At 50.8% G+C, this 18,167-nt stretch carries 16 protein-coding genes; 9 read left to right on the top strand and 7 right to left on the bottom strand.

Translation table 11 applies throughout. The features are described from left to right. Nucleotides 1–133 precede the first annotated feature (133 nt). The 6 genes from B152_RS0115740 to B152_RS0115715 all read left to right on the top strand — a co-directional run bounded on the left by B152_RS0115740 (nt 134) and on the right by B152_RS0115715 (nt 5,855). Nucleotides 134–1,207 carry an ABC transporter ATP-binding protein gene (locus B152_RS0115740; RefSeq protein ID WP_020593390.1) on the top strand — a complete coding sequence of 358 codons (1,074 nt, stop codon included), beginning with the start codon at nt 134–136 and terminating at the stop codon, nt 1,205–1,207. Nucleotides 1,208–1,295: 88 nt separating this feature from the next. After that, nucleotides 1,296–2,447: an extracellular solute-binding protein gene (locus tag B152_RS0115735; protein WP_020593389.1), complete on the top strand. Its 1,152-nt coding sequence runs from the start codon at nt 1,296–1,298 to the stop codon at nt 2,445–2,447. A gap of 73 nt (nt 2,448–2,520) precedes the next feature. Further along, nucleotides 2,521–3,369, top strand: a complete 849-nt coding sequence (locus B152_RS0115730) for an ABC transporter permease (protein ID WP_033406673.1) — start codon at nt 2,521–2,523, stop codon at nt 3,367–3,369. Next, complete coding sequence (locus B152_RS0115725) at nt 3,369–4,175, top strand: ABC transporter permease (RefSeq protein WP_020593387.1); 807 nt, start codon at nt 3,369–3,371, stop codon at nt 4,173–4,175. The genes B152_RS0115730 and B152_RS0115725 overlap by 1 nt, the downstream gene beginning before the upstream one ends. 3 nt (nt 4,176–4,178) lie before the next feature. Next, nucleotides 4,179–4,913, top strand: a complete 735-nt coding sequence (locus B152_RS0115720; RefSeq protein ID WP_020593386.1) for an MBL fold metallo-hydrolase — start codon at nt 4,179–4,181, stop codon at nt 4,911–4,913. Nucleotides 4,914–5,021: 108 nt separating this feature from the next. After that, nucleotides 5,022–5,855 carry a MurR/RpiR family transcriptional regulator gene (locus B152_RS0115715; RefSeq protein WP_020593385.1) on the top strand — a complete coding sequence of 278 codons (834 nt, stop codon included), beginning with the start codon at nt 5,022–5,024 and terminating at the stop codon, nt 5,853–5,855. Nucleotides 5,856–5,921: 66 nt separating this feature from the next. On the opposite strand, the gene B152_RS0115710 is transcribed toward B152_RS0115715, so the two are convergent. From B152_RS0115710 to B152_RS0115685, 6 genes are all read right to left on the bottom strand, one after another. Next, entirely contained in the window at nt 5,922–6,416 is a 495-nt protein-coding gene (locus tag B152_RS0115710; protein WP_026261616.1) for an Hsp20 family protein, read from the bottom strand. Between the two features lie 247 nt (nt 6,417–6,663). After that, nucleotides 6,664–7,800 carry a Gfo/Idh/MocA family protein gene (locus B152_RS0115705; RefSeq protein ID WP_020593383.1) on the bottom strand — a complete coding sequence of 379 codons (1,137 nt, stop codon included), beginning with the start codon at nt 7,798–7,800 and terminating at the stop codon, nt 6,664–6,666. Nucleotides 7,801–7,829: 29 nt separating this feature from the next. Beyond that, on the bottom strand, nt 7,830–8,615 hold the full coding sequence (locus B152_RS0115700) for an ATP-binding cassette domain-containing protein (RefSeq protein ID WP_020593382.1): 786 nt from the start codon (nt 8,613–8,615) through the stop codon (nt 7,830–7,832). A gap of 1 nt (nt 8,616) precedes the next feature. Further along, entirely contained in the window at nt 8,617–9,750 is a 1,134-nt protein-coding gene (locus tag B152_RS0115695; protein WP_020593381.1) for an ABC transporter permease, read from the bottom strand. Nucleotides 9,751–9,850: 100 nt separating this feature from the next. Next, complete coding sequence (locus tag B152_RS0115690; RefSeq protein ID WP_020593380.1) at nt 9,851–10,789, bottom strand: sugar ABC transporter substrate-binding protein; 939 nt, start codon at nt 10,787–10,789, stop codon at nt 9,851–9,853. An 81-nt stretch (nt 10,790–10,870) separates the two neighbouring features. Continuing rightward, nucleotides 10,871–11,698, bottom strand: coding sequence for a sugar phosphate isomerase/epimerase family protein (locus B152_RS0115685; protein ID WP_020593379.1), 828 nt, complete (start codon nt 11,696–11,698; stop codon nt 10,871–10,873). A 342-nt stretch (nt 11,699–12,040) separates the two neighbouring features. On the opposite strand from B152_RS0115685, the gene B152_RS0115680 reads away from it, so the two are divergent. The 3 genes from B152_RS0115680 to B152_RS0115670 all read left to right on the top strand — a co-directional run bounded on the left by B152_RS0115680 (nt 12,041) and on the right by B152_RS0115670 (nt 15,653). Further along, the gene (locus B152_RS0115680) at nt 12,041–12,940 is read left to right on the top strand and encodes a PfkB family carbohydrate kinase (RefSeq protein WP_020593378.1); all 900 of its coding nucleotides are present in this window, start codon (nt 12,041–12,043) and stop codon (nt 12,938–12,940) included. 1 nt (nt 12,941) lies between these two features. Then, nucleotides 12,942–13,895 (top strand): nucleoside hydrolase, encoded by a 954-nt coding sequence (locus B152_RS0115675; protein WP_020593377.1) that lies wholly within the window; start codon nt 12,942–12,944, stop codon nt 13,893–13,895. Between the two features lie 195 nt (nt 13,896–14,090). After that, the gene (locus tag B152_RS0115670; RefSeq protein WP_020593376.1) at nt 14,091–15,653 is read left to right on the top strand and encodes an alkaline phosphatase family protein; all 1,563 of its coding nucleotides are present in this window, start codon (nt 14,091–14,093) and stop codon (nt 15,651–15,653) included. Between the two features lie 20 nt (nt 15,654–15,673). Here B152_RS0115670 and B152_RS0115665 read toward each other — a convergent pair whose 3' ends face one another. After that, on the bottom strand, nt 15,674–18,022 hold the full coding sequence (locus B152_RS0115665) for a methyl-accepting chemotaxis protein (RefSeq protein ID WP_020593375.1): 2,349 nt from the start codon (nt 18,020–18,022) through the stop codon (nt 15,674–15,676). Nucleotides 18,023–18,167 lie beyond the last annotated feature (145 nt).

The raw sequence follows: 18,167 nt of genomic DNA, 5'->3' as shown, positions 1-18,167 counted from the left end.
AATAACGTCTGAAATTCACATTTTACTGAGACAAACCACCAGTTATGAAAGTTTGATCCAGGAATATGGTGAGATTCTGGGAAATAATGAAATCGATTTCACAAGGGAAATTAAGTTAACTAGGGCGGTCGGAATGAGTGTTTTTCTGGAAATTGAAAATCTGTCGGTATCCTATGGGGCAGTCCGTGTTCTTCACGGAACATCTCTATCAGTTGAGAAGGGAGAGCTGGTTGCGCTGCTTGGGGCATCAGGCTGCGGCAAGACAACTTTGTTGCGTACAATTTCCGGTTTTATCGAGGCAGAGAAGGGGCAAGTCAGACTTGAAGGCGAGGATATAACCTTTCAGCCCCCTGAGAAACGCGATACAGCGATGGTCTTCCAGTCCTATGCACTTTGGCCGCATATGACAGCTTTTGAAAATATTGCCTATGGGTTGAAGCTCCGTAAAAAAAGCAAACCCGAAATCACAAAAACAGTTTCCGAAACACTTGAGCTTCTTGGCCTTTCCGAATTTGGCGATCGCCTGGTTGCGAACCTCTCAGGTGGACAGCGTCAACGCGTTGCCCTCGGGCGGGCTCTGGCGGTGAACCCTTCATTATTACTTCTCGACGAACCTCTCTCCAACCTGGATGCCCGTATTCGCCAACATGTCCGTCATGAGATTAAGGCAATCCAGAACCGTCTGGGTATTACGGCGGTTATGGTCACTCATGACCGTGAAGAGGCTATGGTTATGGCCGACCGGATCGTGGTGATGAACAAGGGAAAAATCGAACAGATCGGTTCGCCTGAAGAGCTGTATAACCACCCCGCGACTGCCTTTGTCGCTGACTTTATGGGGGCGGACAATCAGATCGCGGTGGAATGGCGTAAAGACAAAAACGGTTGCCAGATCAGCTCGGTTTATGGCGAGCCGGTTGCTTTGAAGCCCGGAGAAGAAAGCGGACTATCTGCCCCGACTGGGAAAGGTAAGCTTTTTTTCCGCAGTGAAGCCGCGATGCTGGTGGAAGCTGGTGCCCAGCCAGCAGAGAAATGTTTTCTGCTCAAGGGAAAAGTTGAGCAGATTACCTATCCCGGAGGCTTCTATCGACATGCCGTTCGGGTGGGCGAACAAACTTTCCTAGTCGACCACGAGACTGCTTTTGCGCAGGACACCCTGGTCCATCTGCAGATTCCTACTCATCGGGTGCACCTTTTTGCAGCCTGATTCACTGAACTTGCTCGGGATTAAGTGAACGAAGAGCAGGACTTGTAAAACCTATATCAACTCTCGTTTATGATTACAGGAGACAGTTATGAAGAAGAATGCTTTCAAAAACTGGTCAAGTGCACTGGTTCTGGGGGGATCTGTTATTGCTGCTGTGCCAGCACAAGCAGAAGAGGTTGTTCTGAATGTCGTTACTGCCGGGGCGCAAAATATGCTCGACTATGTGACGGACTATCTGGGGCCAAAATTCGAGGAAAGCCACCCGGGCGTGAAGGTAAGGGCAGTTTCTACCGGAGCTGGTTCTGCTGGAAGCCAGGCGATCTACGAAAAACTTTCAGCGCAAAAAGATCAGGACAGCTGGGATATCGATGTTGCTGTCGTGCATCAGCTCAAGGCTGGAGAACTGGTCGAAGAAGGTTTACTGGCGCGTTACAAAGACGAGATCTCTACTGGAAAACTGGCAACCGATGACAGTTCGACCAATGCTCTTGGGGCTGATGTAACCGGTTTTGTCATGCCGATGTTCCACAGCCAGACCGCTATTGCCTATAACCCTCTGTTGGTTACGGATGCTCCTGCCAGCTATAATGAACTGGAGAGCTGGGCTGGGAAAAATCCAGGTAAGTTTGGTTATAACGGCATTAAAAACGGGATGTCAGGGGTCAGCTTTGTTACGGGCTGGATCTATAATTTCGCTCCGGATGGTGAAAAAATTATTACCGGGTATGACGCTGGAACAGCGCAATCCTGGGAGCCAGCTCTGGCGCGTCTGAAGCAATTTAATGAAAACGTTACCTTCACACCGGGAAATGCCGGAACGCTTGATATGCTCGGACGTGGCGAGATTGCCATGGGGCCAGTCTGGGTTGATATGTTTTACCAGTGGCGTGATGAAGGCAAGCTTGATCCAAATACTAAGCTGAAACTGATCGGTCCAGGCATGCCGGGCCAGCCGATGTATTATGTGGTGCCGAAGAAGGCAGCTCATGGAGATCTGGCGCGGGAATTCATTGAACTGGCAACGAGTCCAGCCATACAGGCAGAGGGGATTGTCAGTCGTTTTTCCTGGTACCCGGGTATTGATGCAGAACATGTGAAAGATGATCTGGATGCTTCTGTCTGGAACAAGCTTTTTGTCGATGTGACGCCGGAAGATCTGGCGAATAAAGGCAAGGCTTTCCCGGTGGCAAAGCATCTGGATGAAATTCGTGAGGCTTATGAAGCTCAGGTAAGTAACTGATTGCATTAAGAACGGGGTGACGTCGTTACGGTGTCACCCCGGTTTTGTTCTGTTCGTAGAGTGAGGTGTTTCCATGCGCGAGTCCAGATTTGTGTCGATGACACTTGTTGCACCGGCGCTTTTTCTTGTCGCGGGTCTGTTCCTTTGGCCGCTCGGAAAATCGTTGATCGGTGCTTTTTTGATCGAGCCGGACGGTGAAGTGGCAGCCAGAATTGGTCTGGATAATTTTATCAAGGCCTTTTCTCTCTATGGACAGGATGTCCTTTTTACCGTTGGTATCGTGACCACCGCGACCCTGTTGGTTGGATTAATTTCCGTAGGTATAGGGGGCTATATTACGCTCTGTGGCCGCCCGGTGATGGTTGCTGCCCTGAAATGGCTTTATCGCTGGCCTCTGTTTATTCCCTTTGTTGTTGTCGGGCAGATGATGCGTACTTTTTTGGCCAAAAACGGCTTTATGAATAACTCTTTTGAGGCAATGGGCCTGATCGATGGCTTTACTGCCTCAGGGTATCTTGACTGGCGCGGGATTATTATCGCTTTTGTCTGGAAACAGACGGCTTTTGCAGCATTGCTTGTCAGTGGCGCGATGGCAGCTCTGGATCGTTCGACGATCGAAGCAGGACGCGATCTGGGGGCGTCACCCTGGCGCATTCTGGGGCAGATTATCGTGCCGCAGATCAAGACCACACTGATGGTTTCTCTTATCCTTTCTTTCGTAACCATGCTGTCCGTGCTGTCTGTTCCGATGATGATCGGTACAGGTACACCGACCATGATGACAGTTGATATGGCCTGGCGCATCAATGGTTATTCAGATTATGGCGTGGCCAATGCTCTTGGTTTCATCTCCATGGCCATGGCGGGAACAGTCGCCTGGATCTACCTCAAGCAAGCTGTAAAAGAGGGAGGACAGAACTGATGCGTCTTTCGATTAAAAACCTGCCGCACATTCTTCTTATTGCTCTTTTTGCCTGGGTGATTTTTGGGCCACTGCTCAACATGCTGATCTGGGCCTTTACCGAAAGCTGGTTCTTTCCGGCCAAGTTGCCGACGGTCTGGGGTTTCAAATACTGGGAGCGTGTCTTCAGGCCACAGGCAGGAGCAATCGACAGTCTTGTGACCTCGGTTCACATTGCGGCCTGGACTGTTGTAGTGTCGCTTCTCGTGGCTATTCCTGCAGGTTATGCCCTGGCCAGAAGATCTCTGCCGGTGCGAACCCTGATCATGCTGACTTTCCTGATTCCACAGGCCTTTCCTTCCGTGGCTGTCTTTATCAATATCGGACGTATTTTTTATGACATTGGCCTGAATGGTACGATTTTTGGTGTGGTGATGGTCCATTCAGTTCAGGGCCTGGTTTATGCCGTCTGGATTTCTACGGCAGCTTTTTCCGCTGTAGATCGAGATCTGGAGTTGGCGGCGCGGGATCTTGGCTCTTCTCCTTTGCAGAGCTTTCGAACGGTTAGCTTGCCGATTGCAGCGCCAGGTATTATGGCCAGTGCCATTTTTGTCTTCCTCAACTCACTGGATGAATTTACCGGGACTTTCTTTGTCGGAGTGCCTGATATCACGACGCTGCCCTTAATGATGTATACCGCGAGTATGGAAGGAAATTATCAGATCGCTTCAATTACAGCGCTGTTCCTGCTTATTCCCTCGGTCGGTTTTATGCTGGTGGTTGAGAGATTTCTGAAATCCAATGTGGTTTCCAAGATCGGGGTATAGATAATGGAAATCGATGTTCTTGGTGCGGGAGAGGCTTTCTCTCCCCGTGATCCGAATGCTTCTGTCCTGATCAGGGAAGAAGGGTTCTGTCTGTTAATCGACTGTGGCCCGACCGTGCCCCAGCAACTCTGGAGCCGGGATCTCTCGGCGGATGCTATTGATGCCATTTATATCACGCATCTGCATTCAGATCATTGTGCCGGGCTTGGTCCTCTGGCCAACCAACTCGAGAGCCGTGGCCGGACAAAGCCGTTGGATATCTATTGTCTGCCCCAGGGGATGGAACGTCTGAAAGCTGCCTTTGATTTTGGACTTTGGCCCCGACCTGAAGCTTGTCCTTTCCCGCTTCGCTGGCACGATATAAGGAACAGTGGAACCATTGGGCCGATGCAGTGTCGTGTTGCCCCAACAGCCCATTCGGTAATCAATCATGCTATCCGGCTGGATGCCGCAGGTAAAAGCCTGTTTTACAGTGGAGACGGTGCTGCAACCACAGCAAGCCTCGAGCTGATGAAGGGGGCGGATCTGGTGTTTCAGGAAAGCTGGGCTGATGGGCCGGAAAATCTGGAGCCTGGACATTTCGATGCCAGATCTTGTTTAGAGATCGCTGCTGAAATGAAGATTCCCTCGATGCGGCTGTATCATATTCGAGATGATCTTATTGATCAGGTTGAAGCCCTTGTTGCCAAAACCGATAATGTACGCGTGGCCCGAGCCGGAGAAATAATCATCCTTTAGGAAGGCCTTCTGGAAGATAATTGGTCTGTGTATTCTCTTCGCGGAATTTTTATTCCATTTTTCTTGTAGTCTGCTATTCCTTAAGCAGAAGATAATCATGAGGCTTGTATGACTGCTCCGACTATTCCTCCGGCGACCTATGAAGAACTGCGTAATGAACTGGCAGAAAAACACGAGGGGCTCAGCAAGCGGCTGAAACAGATCGCCGAATATGCTCTGGATAATCCAAACGATATGGCGTTGGAGACGGTTTCGGGGATCGCCGAGCGGGCCTCGGTTCAGCCGTCCAGTCTGATCCGCTTTGCCAAGGCTTTTGGCTATTCAGGTTTCAGCGAGATGCAAAGGGTCTTCCGCAGTTATCTGGTCGAAAGCGGAGCAAACTATAAAGACCGTATCCGCTCGTTTCGGAATGAGCAGGGGGAGGATGGCGCGCCTCGTAATATCGTTCTGGAGGACTTTATTGATGGTGGCATTGCTGCGCTGAAAAATCTGCGTGATGTGGTCGACCCCGAACAGTTTGAAGCGGCGGTTAAAATTCTCGGCAAGGCTGATGTGATCTATCTGGCTGCCCAGCGCAGGGCTTTCCCGGTAGCAAGTTATCTGGCTTATGCCTTTGCCCAGCTGGATAAACGCTGTGTTCTGGTGGATGGAAACGGGGGGATGTTTTTCCAGCAGGGACATTCGATCCGGTCGGGAGATGCTCTCCTGGCGATCAGCTTTAAAAGTTATTCACCGGAAGTGATCCAGCTGGTCAAGGAAACTCGGGAAAAATCCATCCCTGTTGTCTCGATCAGCGATGGTCTGCTCAGTCCTTTGAGCCAGAATTCGGATGTCACTCTTGAGGTTGAAGAGGTTGAGGTCCACGCTTTCCGGTCGCTCAGCGCGACCATGACTTTAGCGCTTACGCTGGTTGTTGCTCTGGGGCGGGAACTGCAGAAATAGGCAGCGAAAAAATCGACAAGGTAGTGAGATGACAAGGGCCGGAACAGTCCGGCCCTTGTCGGTGGATTAAGCGGCAGATTTGTCTTTCTTTTCACCTTCGATCAGCTGCTTTGCCTTGGCAATAAGGCTTTTGGGTGCAGATTTTTTGATCTCAATAATGCGCGGTTTTTTCTCTTCAGGAATCTCCCGCACAAGATCAATGGTCAGAAGGCCGTTTACCAGATTTGCGCTTGTCACTTTGACGTGGTCAGCGAGCTGGAATTTCCTCACAAAATCGCGATTTGCAATTCCTCGGTGAAGGAAAAGTGTTTCTGGTGTTTTCCCGGATTTTTGCCCCGTGATTGTCAGGGCCTGCTCGCTTGTTTCAATAGTGAGCTCTTCTTCAGAAAACCCGGCAGCAGCAACACTGATGCGATAGTGGTCCTCACCATCGGCCTCTATGTTGTACAGAGGGTAATTCTGCGATGAGTCCGCTGTTTCCAGCGCTGAGTCGATCATTCTCGCCAGACGGTCAAAGCCGACGGTGGAATGGAACAGGGGGGTAAAGTCGTACCTAGTCATGGAACATCCTCCAAAAGCAATGTAAACACGATCTAGAACCCCGGGATAAGCCCCGGAAGTCTTTGATATCGGGCCTTGGTTAAGCACCCGATAGCTAAAACCTAGGTACGTCATTTATGATATCAAGAGGGGTATTATATCTTTTTTTGATTTTTTTTCAGGCCGGTTTTTGTTGAAAATTGAGACTGTATTTGCACATCTTACGGAGAAAATTTGGAGCTGGAACGCTAAGAGATGCTAGTCAACTTTAGACTGTTTCTATCCACTGCCCCTTGCGGGCCGAGGTTGCAATGCTGTGGATGACCTGCTCGATTTTTTGTCCTGCAGCAAAGTCCGGCCAGTTTGGTTTTTTACCCGTGATGGCGTTGAGAAATTGAGCCGCTTCGATGATCTTGAGCTCATTAAAGCCAATTTGATGTCCGGCTGCGGGGCAGTACTCTCCGTAGGGAGGGTGTTCAGGCCCGGTAAGAATACGGGTATATCCTCTTGTTGATTTGTCGCCAGTCGCTTGAAAGAGTTCCAGCTCATTCATGCGCTCCTGGTCAAAAACAATCATGCCTTTGTCGCCGTGGATCTCTATACGGATCATGCTCTTGCGGCCCCAGGCCACCCGGCTGGAGCTAACCAGACCACTGGTGCCGTTTTTAAAACGAATGACGGCCTGTGCCATGTCCTCGTTTTCAACGGTTGCGGTTTCTCCGGAGTTGTTATCGGGCAGCGGGCGTTCTTTGTGAACAGTGTCCATATCAGCGAGAACTCTGGCGATATCACCAACCAGGTAGTGAGCCAGACTGATCAAATGGCAGGTCAGATCACCAAGAGTACCCAGCCCGCCGCTTTCAATTTTACAGCGCCAGGTCCAGGGAAGTTGGGGATCGGCCATATAATCTTCGTCGACTTGTCCACGGAAGTGGATGACCCGGCCAATGGTGCCGTCCGCGATCAGTTTTTTTGCATGGCTGATGGCGGGGTTGTGGACATAGTTATAACCAAGTTGGGTTTTTATGCCCGAGAGGGCGGCCTTCCCGGCGGCTTCGGTCATGGCTGCAGCCTGTTCCAGTGTCAGGCCCATTGGCTTTTCACACCAGACATGTTTTCCCGCTTTCAGCGCGGCAATAGCCATTTCCGGATGCAGGCCATTGGGCGTGGTAATCGAGATGACAGCGACCGCCGGGTTATTGATGAGCTCGTGCCAGTTGGTTGTGCTGGATGCAAAACCAAAAGCACTGGCACAATCCCTTGCAACGGCTTCGTTTGCATCACAAAGAACTTCTAGCCTAGGGCGGATGACCGATGCAAAGCGGGCCTTGACGCTGCCCCAGGCTGTTGCATGGCACTTGCCCATATAGCCTGTTCCGATCAGGCCGACCCCAATACTGTCCATCTTATTATTTCCTAAAAGTTTGCTTCTACTCAGATCATGCCGCCGAGTTCATCCGAAAGCTCCTGCAGTTCCTTGCCACCCGCCATCAGGTTCTGCAGCGCATCAATTTCGATTTCGTCTTTGCTGTAGGTGCCCAGTGTTTTCCCGCGGTTGAGGACAGTAAAACGGTTGCCGACAGCGTAGGCATGACGGACGTTGTGGGTGATGAATATCACTGCAAGCCCTTTTTGCCGAACCTGATGGATATACTTCAGGACCATGGAAGTCTGGGCGACACCAAGGGCTGAGGTGGGTTCATCCAAAATGAGAACCTTGGCACCAAAGTAGACCGCGCGGGCAATGGCTACGCATTGACGTTCGCCGCCGGAGAGCGTGCCTACCGCCTGTTGCGGATCGCGGATATCAATGCCGATCTTGAGCATCTCTTCGCGGGTAACCCTGTCTGCCTGTTCAAAGTCAATCGACTTGAAGGGACCAAAGCCCTTGAGTGGCTCGCGGCCCATGAAGAAGTTCCGGGTGATCGACATCAGAGGGATCATGGCCAGATCCTGGTAGACGGTGGCAATCCCGGCATCAAGGGCTTCGCGTGGTGAGTCGAAATTCACGGGTCTGCCCTCAACCTTGAACTCTCCGCCTGTGGGTTTGTGGACGCCCGAGAGTGTTTTGATCAGGGTCGATTTTCCAGCGCCGTTATCACCGAGCAGGCAAAGAACCTCGCCGGGGCTGACGGAGAGGGAAATGCCATTGAGAGCGATCACCAGTCCGAAGTGTTTGACCAGATCATTGACTTCAATCAGAGGTGTTGTGTTCGTCATCTTATCGCTCCCCGGTAACACGTTTGCGGACATAATTGTTAAACAGCACCGCGATCAAAAGCATGCCGCCGAGGAAAACCAGGTACCAGTCCTGATCGATATTGGTGTAGGTCAGTCCAATGAGGACCATACCGAAGATAATCGAGCCAAAGAAGGCACCAATGGCAGAACCGTAGCCACCTGTGAGCAGACAGCCACCGATCACTGCGGCGATAATGGCTTCGAATTCCTTCTGAAATCCCCTGCGGGCATCGGTAGAGCCGGCATCAAGAACTGTCAGGATGGCGACCAGTGCAGCCGCACAGGCGGTGAAAATGAAAAGGGTGGTCTTGACCCGGTTCACCGGAACGCCCGAGTTGCGGGCAGAGGCAGCGTCACCTCCGGCAGCAAAAATCCAGTTCCCGAAACGAGTGCGGACAAGAACCCAGGTGGCTACGCCCGCAAGGACGACAAACCAGATGATTTCAACAGGTACACCAGTAACCTTGGGCAAGCCGGTTTTAAAGGTGTCAATCAGGCCCATTTCTGCAAACCAGAGGAAGGGACCTTCCAGAACATCGCCAGAGAAAAATTCTGCCAGAGAAGAGCCTTCTATGGCTTCCTTGACGCCGCGAAGCTGGGTAGAGCCACCTGTTGCCCACTTGAGTCCGACAAGGGTCAAACCACGCAGAATAAAGAGAAAGGCGAGTGTGACAATAAAAGAGGGGAGGCCTGTCTTGAGCACGATTTGCCCGTTAATAGCACCCATCGCAGCAGCAAAAGCAAAGGTGATCAGGATTGAAACGGCCAGAGGAAGCTGGAAAACAACCAGCGCCGTGGCAAAGATCAGTCCAGCAAAAGCAACCATTGAGCCGACAGAAAGATCAAACTCTCCACCAACCATCAAAAGGGCGGCACCAATGGCCAGAATCCCGAGTTGGGCGGCAGGGGCAAGGAAGTTCATTATCCCGGCCAGTGTGAACATGGATGATTTTCCGGCGATCATAAAGAAGACCGTAACAAGGATCAGGCCCGCGAGCGCACCCAGTTCCGGGCGTCGCATCAGGCGGGTGATCAGACTGACTTTGATAACGCGTTCATCAGCGCTATGGGCTGTGACAGCCTGATCAAGTTCGTTTTGTGCTGCCTTGGGCATTAACATTTCCTCCCACAGTCGCTCCTTCTGTCGGGAACGCTGTTACAGATTAGAAAAAGGGGCCGCTTTCACAGCCCCTTTCTGTTCGGCTTAACCGAGATTAACGGATGCCAACGGCACTGAGGTCAACTACCTGAGCCGCTTTTTCTTTGGTGATCAGGTTTGGACCAGAGGGAACATTGCCACCCGGGATCAGACCGTAACGGGCATTCAGAGCCAGGAATGATACGGGAAGATAGCCCTGGAGAAACTGCTGCTGGTCAATGGCAAAGGCCGCTTTCCCATCTGCGATGTACTGCAGGAAACCGGCAGACATATCAAAGGTCGCAACATTGATTGAACCAAGTTTTCCGGCTTCTTCTACGGCGAGGATTGAGGGTTCGCCTGCCGTTGCAGCTCCAAGAGCAAGGATTGTATCAATGGCTTCATCTGAATCGATTGCAGCACGCACCTTGGCGGAAATTTCTGCAGGGTCATTGGAGGTTGGCAGGACGGTTACAGCACCGCCAAAACCTTCGGTAAAACCGGCGCAGCGCTGATCAAGCGATACGTTACCGACTTCCTGGTTGACGCAGATACCTTTTTTGCCACCAAGTTCCGCGAGTTTTTCACCAGCGGCCTTACCAGCGTCGAATTCCTCTTGCCCGACATGAAGCAGGGCGCCGAGAGATTTGGAGACATCGGAGCCGGAGTTCATCGATATCACTGGGATGCCTGCAGCAACAGCTTTTCTGATCGCATCACCGAGCGCATCTGCATCAGGAATGGAGACAATAAGCCCATCTGGTTCCTGATTGACGGCCGCTTCGATCAACTGGCTCATGGCAACCATGTCAAAGGTTTCCGGTGCCCGGTAATCAACGGTGACTTCCATGTCTTCAGCAGCTTTGGTGACACCGTTTTTAACGACAGACCAGAAAGGGTCATTCGCCTGGCCATGACTGACAACGATGATATTCACATCCTGGGCAAATGCGGCGGTGGTTGCGGCACCCAGTATCGCAGAAGCTGCGATGGCTTTCTTGAAAGTACGTAACATGTCTTGCTCCCTGTTGGGTTATATCTGGTTTGCTTGGCCCGGTTATGATTTTTGCTGTTCTGTCTGAGGCAAGCGGTTTGTTCAGGCGGCTTTATCTTTCATGAGTTTCCTCAGGTAAGAGACGCTTTCTGAAAGGTAGGAGGCAACGATATCTTGAGTGTTCGTGCCTTTTATTGCCGAGAAAGGATTAGGTCCCGGCGCATTGATTTCAAGAATGACGGGGCCCTGATAGGCAATATCGTCAAGTGCCCTGAACTGTGAAACAAAATCTATATGTCCCCGACCGGGGGCTTCCCGGTTAGAATCTGCCACATGGTAAAGTCCCAGTGACGTCCCGGCCTCAAGAAGGCTTCTGGCGGGATCGGGTTCTTCTATATTCATGTGATAGGAGTCGAGCAAAAGGGCCAGATTCTCCTGTCCGGCAGACAAGAGCAGGGCCTTGGCTTCTTTGTAGTTTCTGATCTGATGGGTTTCATATCGGTTCAGGACCTCGAATACGACAGAGATTCCTGAACTCTTTGCCCGGTTACAAATAGATATGAGGGAGGAGAGAAGAAGCTGGTCTTCCTCTGCCGTATGCGTTTTTGCAGCAATCCGCCCAACCAGGCCATGGCAGGAAATAACCGGCGCGCCAATTTGACAGGCGTAATCAATCAGCCAGTAATAACAATCAACCGCTTTGTTTCTGATCAGGGTATCTGCAATGGAGATGTCGGCATCAGGAGGTGTCAGCGAAAAAATCGCGAGGCCATGATCTGTAAAGATCCTCTTGGCTTCCCGCGCATTGTTCACATCCATCACCGGATTGTATTCAATACCGTCAAGTCCGGCTGATTGCCAGAACTGTGCAATTTTCCGGCTGTCTGTGTCACCAAAAATCCAGCTGCACGCTCCGATTTTTCTGTGCATTTTTTTATTCCCCGTTGCCCGCATCAACGCATATTGGAATGATTTTGTTTTATTCTTATTATTTAGAATATTTATTCCATAATGATGTTTTGCCGATGGAAGTCAAGATCTTTAGTTGAAAAATTTCATTATTGTGGTTTTCACGCAAAATGAACTTGTCACCTGATCTTGTCGCAGCGGGATGCAAAGGTCACAGTTGTCAGATTTTCCCAGAGCAATTCGGATAAGGACAGAATATCTGGAGGGCCTCAATTGGAGGTAAAAGGTAATTTGTTGTTTCTCAGGGGCAAGGCTGTGTATGATCGGCAAAATTGAAATCTGTTATTTACGAGAAAGTTTACTGTGCAAAAAAAGACCATAATTAATGTGGGGTCTATTAACGTTGATCACGTATACCGGGTGCCTTATTTTGTGAAGCCCGGAGAGACGCTTCCCACTATTTCCTATCAACGGGTACTGGGTGGAAAAGGAGCCAACCAGTCTGTTGCTTTGGCCCGGGCAGGAGAGAAAGTGAGGCATGTCGGAGCGATTGGCGAAGACCATCGCTGGATTCTTGCAGAACTGTCCCAAGCCGGGGTCGCCGTTGATGATGTCACTGTTGCCGCTGTTCCAACAGGTCACGCGCTTATTCAGGTCGATGACAAGGCAGAAAATTGTATTCTGCTTTATCCTGGGGCAAATCAGGCGCTTGCTCTGGATACTATTGGCGCGGTTTTCAAAACAGCAGAACCGGATAGCTGGGTTCTGTTCCAGAATGAAATGCCAAATCTTGGCGAGATGATTGTTCTGGCGAAGGCTGCCGGGGCGAAGGTTGCTGTGAACCCCGCCCCTTTTGACAAGGCTGCAAAGGATGTTCCTTTCGACAAGATCGATCTTCTGATCGTGAATGATATCGAAGCTGAAGAGCTGACAGCTTCTCTTTTGGGGGGAGACGGACAAGCGCTGACCCGCCTTTGTCCGCTGGTCATTATTACCCGCGGAACAAAGGGGGCAGTTTGTTACGCCAGTGGTGAAAACATTGAAGTCCCGGCTTTTGCTGTCGAGGCGGTTGATACTACCGGGGCCGGGGATACCTTTGTTGGTTATGTACTTTCGTCACTGGCAAGCGGGATGAATATTGCCAAGGCCATGCAGCGCGCCAGTGCCGCATCAGCTCTTGCTGTGACCAAACCCGGAGCATCGGTTGCAATCCCGACTTCTGCAGAAGTCCAGGCATTTTTAGATAAGCAGAACGAGGCCTAAGATGAAAAATCCAGTAATTTTTGATACAGACCCAGGCATTGATGATGCTTTTTCCATACATCATGCGCTGTATCATCCTGAAATCAATTTGATTGGCCTGACCACAGTCTTTGGCAATGTGCCAGTAGAGATTGCCGCAAAGAATGCCAGGATTCTTGTTGAAATGGCAGGGCAGGATATTCCCGTATTCAAGGGTGCTGCTGGCCCGCTTGTGGCAAAACATAAAGGTTTTCCGGATTTTATCCACGGTGCGGATGGCTTCGGCGATATTAATCTTCCCGATCCCCAGGGGGCTGTCGAAAAGACTTTTGCCCCGCAATTTATTATTGATGCCGTTCGCAAACAGCCGGGTGAAGTCACGATCATTGCTGTCGGCCCTCTGACAAACCTGGCCATGGCCCTGCGTATGGATCCGGGGATTGCGCCTCTGGTCAAACAGGTGATCATTATGGGCGGGACAGCCAAGGAATATGGCAACATGTCTGCCGTGGCTGAAGCGAACATCTTTAACGATCCTCATGCGGCCGATATCGTGTTCCGGGCAGACTGGCCGATGGTAATGGCTGGACTGGATGTTACCCATCAGGTCATGTTGCTGCGCAAGGATGCGGAAGCGCTGGCAAAAACAACGCCGCGCATCGGTGGTTTCCTGCTCAATGCTGCAGACCTTTATTTCCGGTTTTATCAGGGGATATTCGGTATCGATGGCTGCTATTTCCACGATCCCTGTGCAACAGCCTATTATGTGAACCCGCAACTGTTTGGAACTGTTGAGGCTTCTGTCCGCGTCAGCTGTGAAGGCCCGGCTTTTGGCCAGACAATTATCAAGCCTGCCGGACATCCGAGCCCTTCAACAGAGTGGGATGGTTGTCGTCTGCACAAGATCTGCATGCAGGTTGATGAAAAGCGGGTGAAGGAAGAAGTTCTTGGCACCATTGCCAAATACGCAGACTGATTGAATTTCTGCGTCTATTATGTGGTTTGAAAGGGTGGCGGCAAGCCACCCTTTTTATTGGTGGACAGTAAAGCCGTATCAAAGTGGATCTATACTCTGCTTTGCCGCATGGTGTTAAATTCCGGATGAAAGTAATCCTGGCGTAAGTAATAAAGCCCTTCCAAAAAACAAGAGACCAGAAACAGAGGTCGTATCATGGCAAAAAACGAGATCCGAAACATCCTGCTAATAACAGCGGATCAGTGGCGAGCGGACTGTCTTTCTTCAGCCGGGCACCTGGTGCAGACCCCCAATCTCGATAAATTGGCTGCCGATGGTCTCGCCTTTCGCAAACACTTTACCCAATGCTTGCCCTGTGGCCCTTCCCGAACCTCGTTACTGACCAGCATGTATGCCATGAACCATCGGCATGTTCAGAACGGAACACCACTGGATGCGAACTTTACCAATATTGCCAAAGAAGCCCGCAAGCAGGGGTATGATCCCATCCTTTATGGTTATACGGATACTCCGGCGGATCCGCGAGGCCGCGCCGAGAGCGATCCGGATCTTCTGACCTATGCGGGTGTCATGCCCGGTTTTCGGGTTGGCTCACTGGTAAGCGAAGAGCTGGCAATTGATTGGTTTGGCCAACTGGAGCGCGAAGGTATCCGCCTGCCTGAAAACCAGTTCGATATTACAATTGGTAGTCCTGATTACCCGGGGGCAAAAGCGCGAGGGCACGCCTATGCCCCACCAGGGTATGGCAAGGAAAACAGTGATACCGCCTTTATCGCGGATAAGCTGGTTGATTTTATCAAGGTCTATCGGCAGCCCTGGTTTGTCCACGGGGTTTTTCTGCGGCCTCATCCGCCGCTTTTTGCGCCAGAGCCTTATAACTCGATGTACGATCCGTCTGATGTGGCCTTGCCGCACCGGGCAGAGACTGTTGGCAAAGAGCAGAGGCAGCACCCTTATCTTGAACAGGCGCTGGAGAAAATGGCCGAGAGCGGCAATTATATGGGACACGAGTATAATGTCCGGGATCTGCCTGATCACGAGATCCAGCAGATGCGAGCTGCCTACTATGGTCTGATTTCTGAAGTTGATGACCAGTTGGGGCGGGTGATTCAGACTCTGAAAGATACGGACCAGTACGACAATACCCTGATTATCTTTACTTCCGATCATGCAGAACAGCTGGGGGACCACTGGCTTTGGGGCAAACTGGGTTATTTTGACGAGAGCTGCCATATTCCCCTGATTATTCGTGACCCACGCAAAGAGGCAGATGCTTCAAGGGGGCAGACTGTCGAGAGCCACTTCACCGAAGCTGTTGATATTATGCCCACAGTGCTTGATCTAATCGATGGTACCGTGCCGATGCAGTGCGACGGGCATTCTCTGCGCTGTTTCCTCGAGGGAGAACAACCTGAGAAATGGCGCTCGGAAGTCCACTGGGAATACGATTTCCGTGATCTGAAAAACTTCAGTCTGGAACAGAAATTTGATCTGACCAGTGACCAGTGTGTCATGACCATTATCCGGGATGACAGCTATAAGTATGTTCATTTTACGGCCTTGCCACCGCTTCTCTTCGACCTGAAAAAGGACCCCGAAGAGAGCCTAGACCTGGCAAAAGACCCAGAGCATTTCGAGGTTGTTCTACGCTACGCGCAGAAAATGCTGAGCTGGCGTCAGAACTATGCCGCGCGGGGCATGAGCCACATGCAGATCACCACTCAGGGGATGATCAACAGGCAGTATAGCCGGATTTAATGGGCGCGTGAGTGTTCCCGTCAGGAAGTCTTGTCGAGCAGATTCTGGTATTCGGTGAGACGTTCGTTGAGTTTGGTTGCTTCTTCGCCAAGTTCCTTTGAGGTGCCGAGCAGGCTTTGCGCCGAGGTGCCGGTATTAAGAGACTGGCTGTGTACGGCATTTACAAGCTCGACAATCTGATGAGACCCTTGGGCCATACTTTCAATATTCTGGGCAATTTGGCCAGCGGCACGATCCTGTTCGTTGATTGAGTCTGAAATCTTGTTCTGTGTCTGCCCAACCTGCTTCATGACTGTATCGATATTTTTCATGGTGTCGGTTGTTGCCTGTGCATGCTCTTGCAGCTCCCGGATCATTGACGCAACCTGATCTGTGGCCGAGGCAGTCTGTTCAGCCAGAGCCTTGACTTCGGAAGCCACAACGCCGAAACCACGTCCGGCTTCACCAGCCCTTGCCGCTTCGATCGTGGCGTTCATGGCCAGAATTTTTGTCTGGTTGGTGATCTTGGTAATAAGCTCGTTGATCTGGTTGATCCGGTCACTGGAATTTTTCAATTCAGACACCGTCTCTGAGGCTTTACTCAGATGCCCGATTGCTTCGTTAGAGGTACTACGGGCGCGATCTGATTCTGAGTTGATTGTACGGATATCGAGAGACATGGTCTCAGTTGTTTTGGTTACACCCTGAGCTGAGTCATAGCCATTCTGTGCCAGTTCCTGGGCATTCTTGGCCTGCTCTGTCACGGTGTCAGACTGATTGTTGAGGGATGTTGATGTCTGTTCAAGGTTTTGCGACAGGTTACTCACCCGGTCAGCAACTTTTCTGACGCTATTGATGAGTTGACTGGCCGCTTCCCTATTGGTTTCCCGATCTGTAACATTCACCCATGTCAACATACTGGCTTTTATATCACCCGAACTGTCAACAACCGAAGAAGCTGATACTTCAAGCCGCTGGTCCTGGACAGTGACAAGCTTGGTCGTTGGGAGCTTGTCTGAATTTGTAATCTCGGCATAAGCCTCACTGTCCAGAGCAAAAAAATTACCGTCTGCACCGCTGATATCCTGATCCGGATTATCTGAATTGATAAACTGGCGGGCCTTGAGGTTGGCAAAGGATATGCGCCCCTCCAGATCAATCATGACAGTTGCCATTGGGCTGGTCTCAACCATGTTCTGGAGTTGGAAGACCTGGGAAACGCTGTTGCTTAGCCGTGCCAGAGCATTGGCCATGGTTCGGAATTCATCGGGGCCGACGGTAGGGGGAGCTACATCGACATTGCCATCACTGATACTGGTCATGGCTTTGGCAAAAGCCTTAAGCTTGCCAAAGACGGCAAACCTGAGCATGAGAAAAGCAAGAAGCCAGGTGGCCAGGAAGACGCCTGCGAGCACCTTGATTGCATCTTCTGTCAGGTCGCTGGTCCCTTCTGCGAAGTCACTGACGTCCCGAACAAGTGTTGCCCGGGCCCAGATTGTTCCATTATTGCCGGGGATGCTGATCGTGATGTTCGCAATCGAGCCAACAAGAGTAAGTCCATCTTCGAACTCAACAGTTTTATTTGTTGATTGCTCTGTTGCTGAATCAGGTTCTGATGCTGGTTCATCCTTGTTTGCGGCTTCGGCCGTACTCTCTTCTGTCGTCATCTCTTCTGCTGGGGCCGTTTGTATTACCACGGGTTTTGGCCGCTCTTCGTGAAAGGCATAACCAGTTTCTTTGTTGGAAGGGTCATAAATGGTAATATCAGCACCAAGAGTTTCACTTAGGCCGCTCAGGTATTGCATCGGGTCGGTAACCAACTCAACAAAACCCGTCACCTTGAAACCACCAACCGGGAAGATCGTTGAATGAAGCGGTCTGCCATTTGCGTCGGCCCAGATGTAGCTGACAGGTTTTCGTTGTGCGGCCTTGTCGCGGTTTTTAAGCTCATCAAGTATCAGGGCTGTATCCGTAACGCTGCCGTCCTGAGAGGAAACAATCAAATCCATCTCGGGGGTGTAGAAGTGAGTCGAGATCAGCGAGATTTCGCCGTTCTGTATTTCCTTGTTATCCCGGTACCATTTATCAAACAGGGCAACTTCAGCAGGGTCTTTTCCGGCAATAGCTTTAACCAGACGGGATTCTCGCGCCCAGTCAGAACCAGCGGTATAGAGGAAAGGTTCGTATTTTTGACGAATTCTCTCTTGAATCATCAGGCGAAATTGGCTGGCATTTTCTCTGTTCAGGGTCTCAAGTGAAAAGTTTTTATACTTCTCAAATGACCAGAACTGAGCAGCAACAATTGCTGCTGAAGCCAACAATCCGATAATCAACAGGATCTTCCGCAAAGTCCAGATGGTTGTTTTTGACGGATGACTGGACTCGGGCATGGAATTTTACCTCTGCTGGTTGCACGTGATTTCTTATGCTGCAAATTTGTTCATACAAGTGTTGCGATAAGGTAAATAAATTTTCCTATGGCATATATTGCGGGCAGTTATGCAGCTTATTGGTTATTTTTGTCACTGGATGGAG

The organism is Kiloniella laminariae DSM 19542 (assembly GCF_000374005.1).
GTDB lineage: Bacteria > Pseudomonadota > Alphaproteobacteria > Kiloniellales > Kiloniellaceae > Kiloniella > Kiloniella laminariae.
Note: the sequence above shows the minus strand (reverse complement) of the source record. Positions and strands in the feature narration are given on the sequence as shown.

Coding starts and splice junctions, on each gene's coding strand:
- B152_RS0115715 (WP_020593385.1), top strand. CDS start 5,022: ATGACTGCTCCGACTATTCCTCCGGCGACCTATGAAGAACTGCGTAAT.
- B152_RS0115690 (WP_020593380.1), bottom strand. CDS start 10,789: ATGTTACGTACTTTCAAGAAAGCCATCGCAGCTTCTGCGATACTGGGT.
- B152_RS0115730 (WP_033406673.1), top strand. CDS start 2,521: ATGCGCGAGTCCAGATTTGTGTCGATGACACTTGTTGCACCGGCGCTT.
- B152_RS0115735 (WP_020593389.1), top strand. CDS start 1,296: ATGAAGAAGAATGCTTTCAAAAACTGGTCAAGTGCACTGGTTCTGGGG.
- B152_RS0115675 (WP_020593377.1), top strand. CDS start 12,942: ATGAAAAATCCAGTAATTTTTGATACAGACCCAGGCATTGATGATGCT.
- B152_RS0115700 (WP_020593382.1), bottom strand. CDS start 8,615: ATGACGAACACAACACCTCTGATTGAAGTCAATGATCTGGTCAAACAC.
- B152_RS0115685 (WP_020593379.1), bottom strand. CDS start 11,698: ATGCACAGAAAAATCGGAGCGTGCAGCTGGATTTTTGGTGACACAGAC.
- B152_RS0115705 (WP_020593383.1), bottom strand. CDS start 7,800: ATGGACAGTATTGGGGTCGGCCTGATCGGAACAGGCTATATGGGCAAG.
- B152_RS0115670 (WP_020593376.1), top strand. CDS start 14,091: ATGGCAAAAAACGAGATCCGAAACATCCTGCTAATAACAGCGGATCAG.
- B152_RS0115695 (WP_020593381.1), bottom strand. CDS start 9,750: ATGCCCAAGGCAGCACAAAACGAACTTGATCAGGCTGTCACAGCCCAT.
- B152_RS0115665 (WP_020593375.1), bottom strand. CDS start 18,022: ATGCCCGAGTCCAGTCATCCGTCAAAAACAACCATCTGGACTTTGCGG.
- B152_RS0115740 (WP_020593390.1), top strand. CDS start 134: ATGAGTGTTTTTCTGGAAATTGAAAATCTGTCGGTATCCTATGGGGCA.
- B152_RS0115725 (WP_020593387.1), top strand. CDS start 3,369: ATGCGTCTTTCGATTAAAAACCTGCCGCACATTCTTCTTATTGCTCTT.
- B152_RS0115710 (WP_026261616.1), bottom strand. CDS start 6,416: ATGACTAGGTACGACTTTACCCCCCTGTTCCATTCCACCGTCGGCTTT.
- B152_RS0115720 (WP_020593386.1), top strand. CDS start 4,179: ATGGAAATCGATGTTCTTGGTGCGGGAGAGGCTTTCTCTCCCCGTGAT.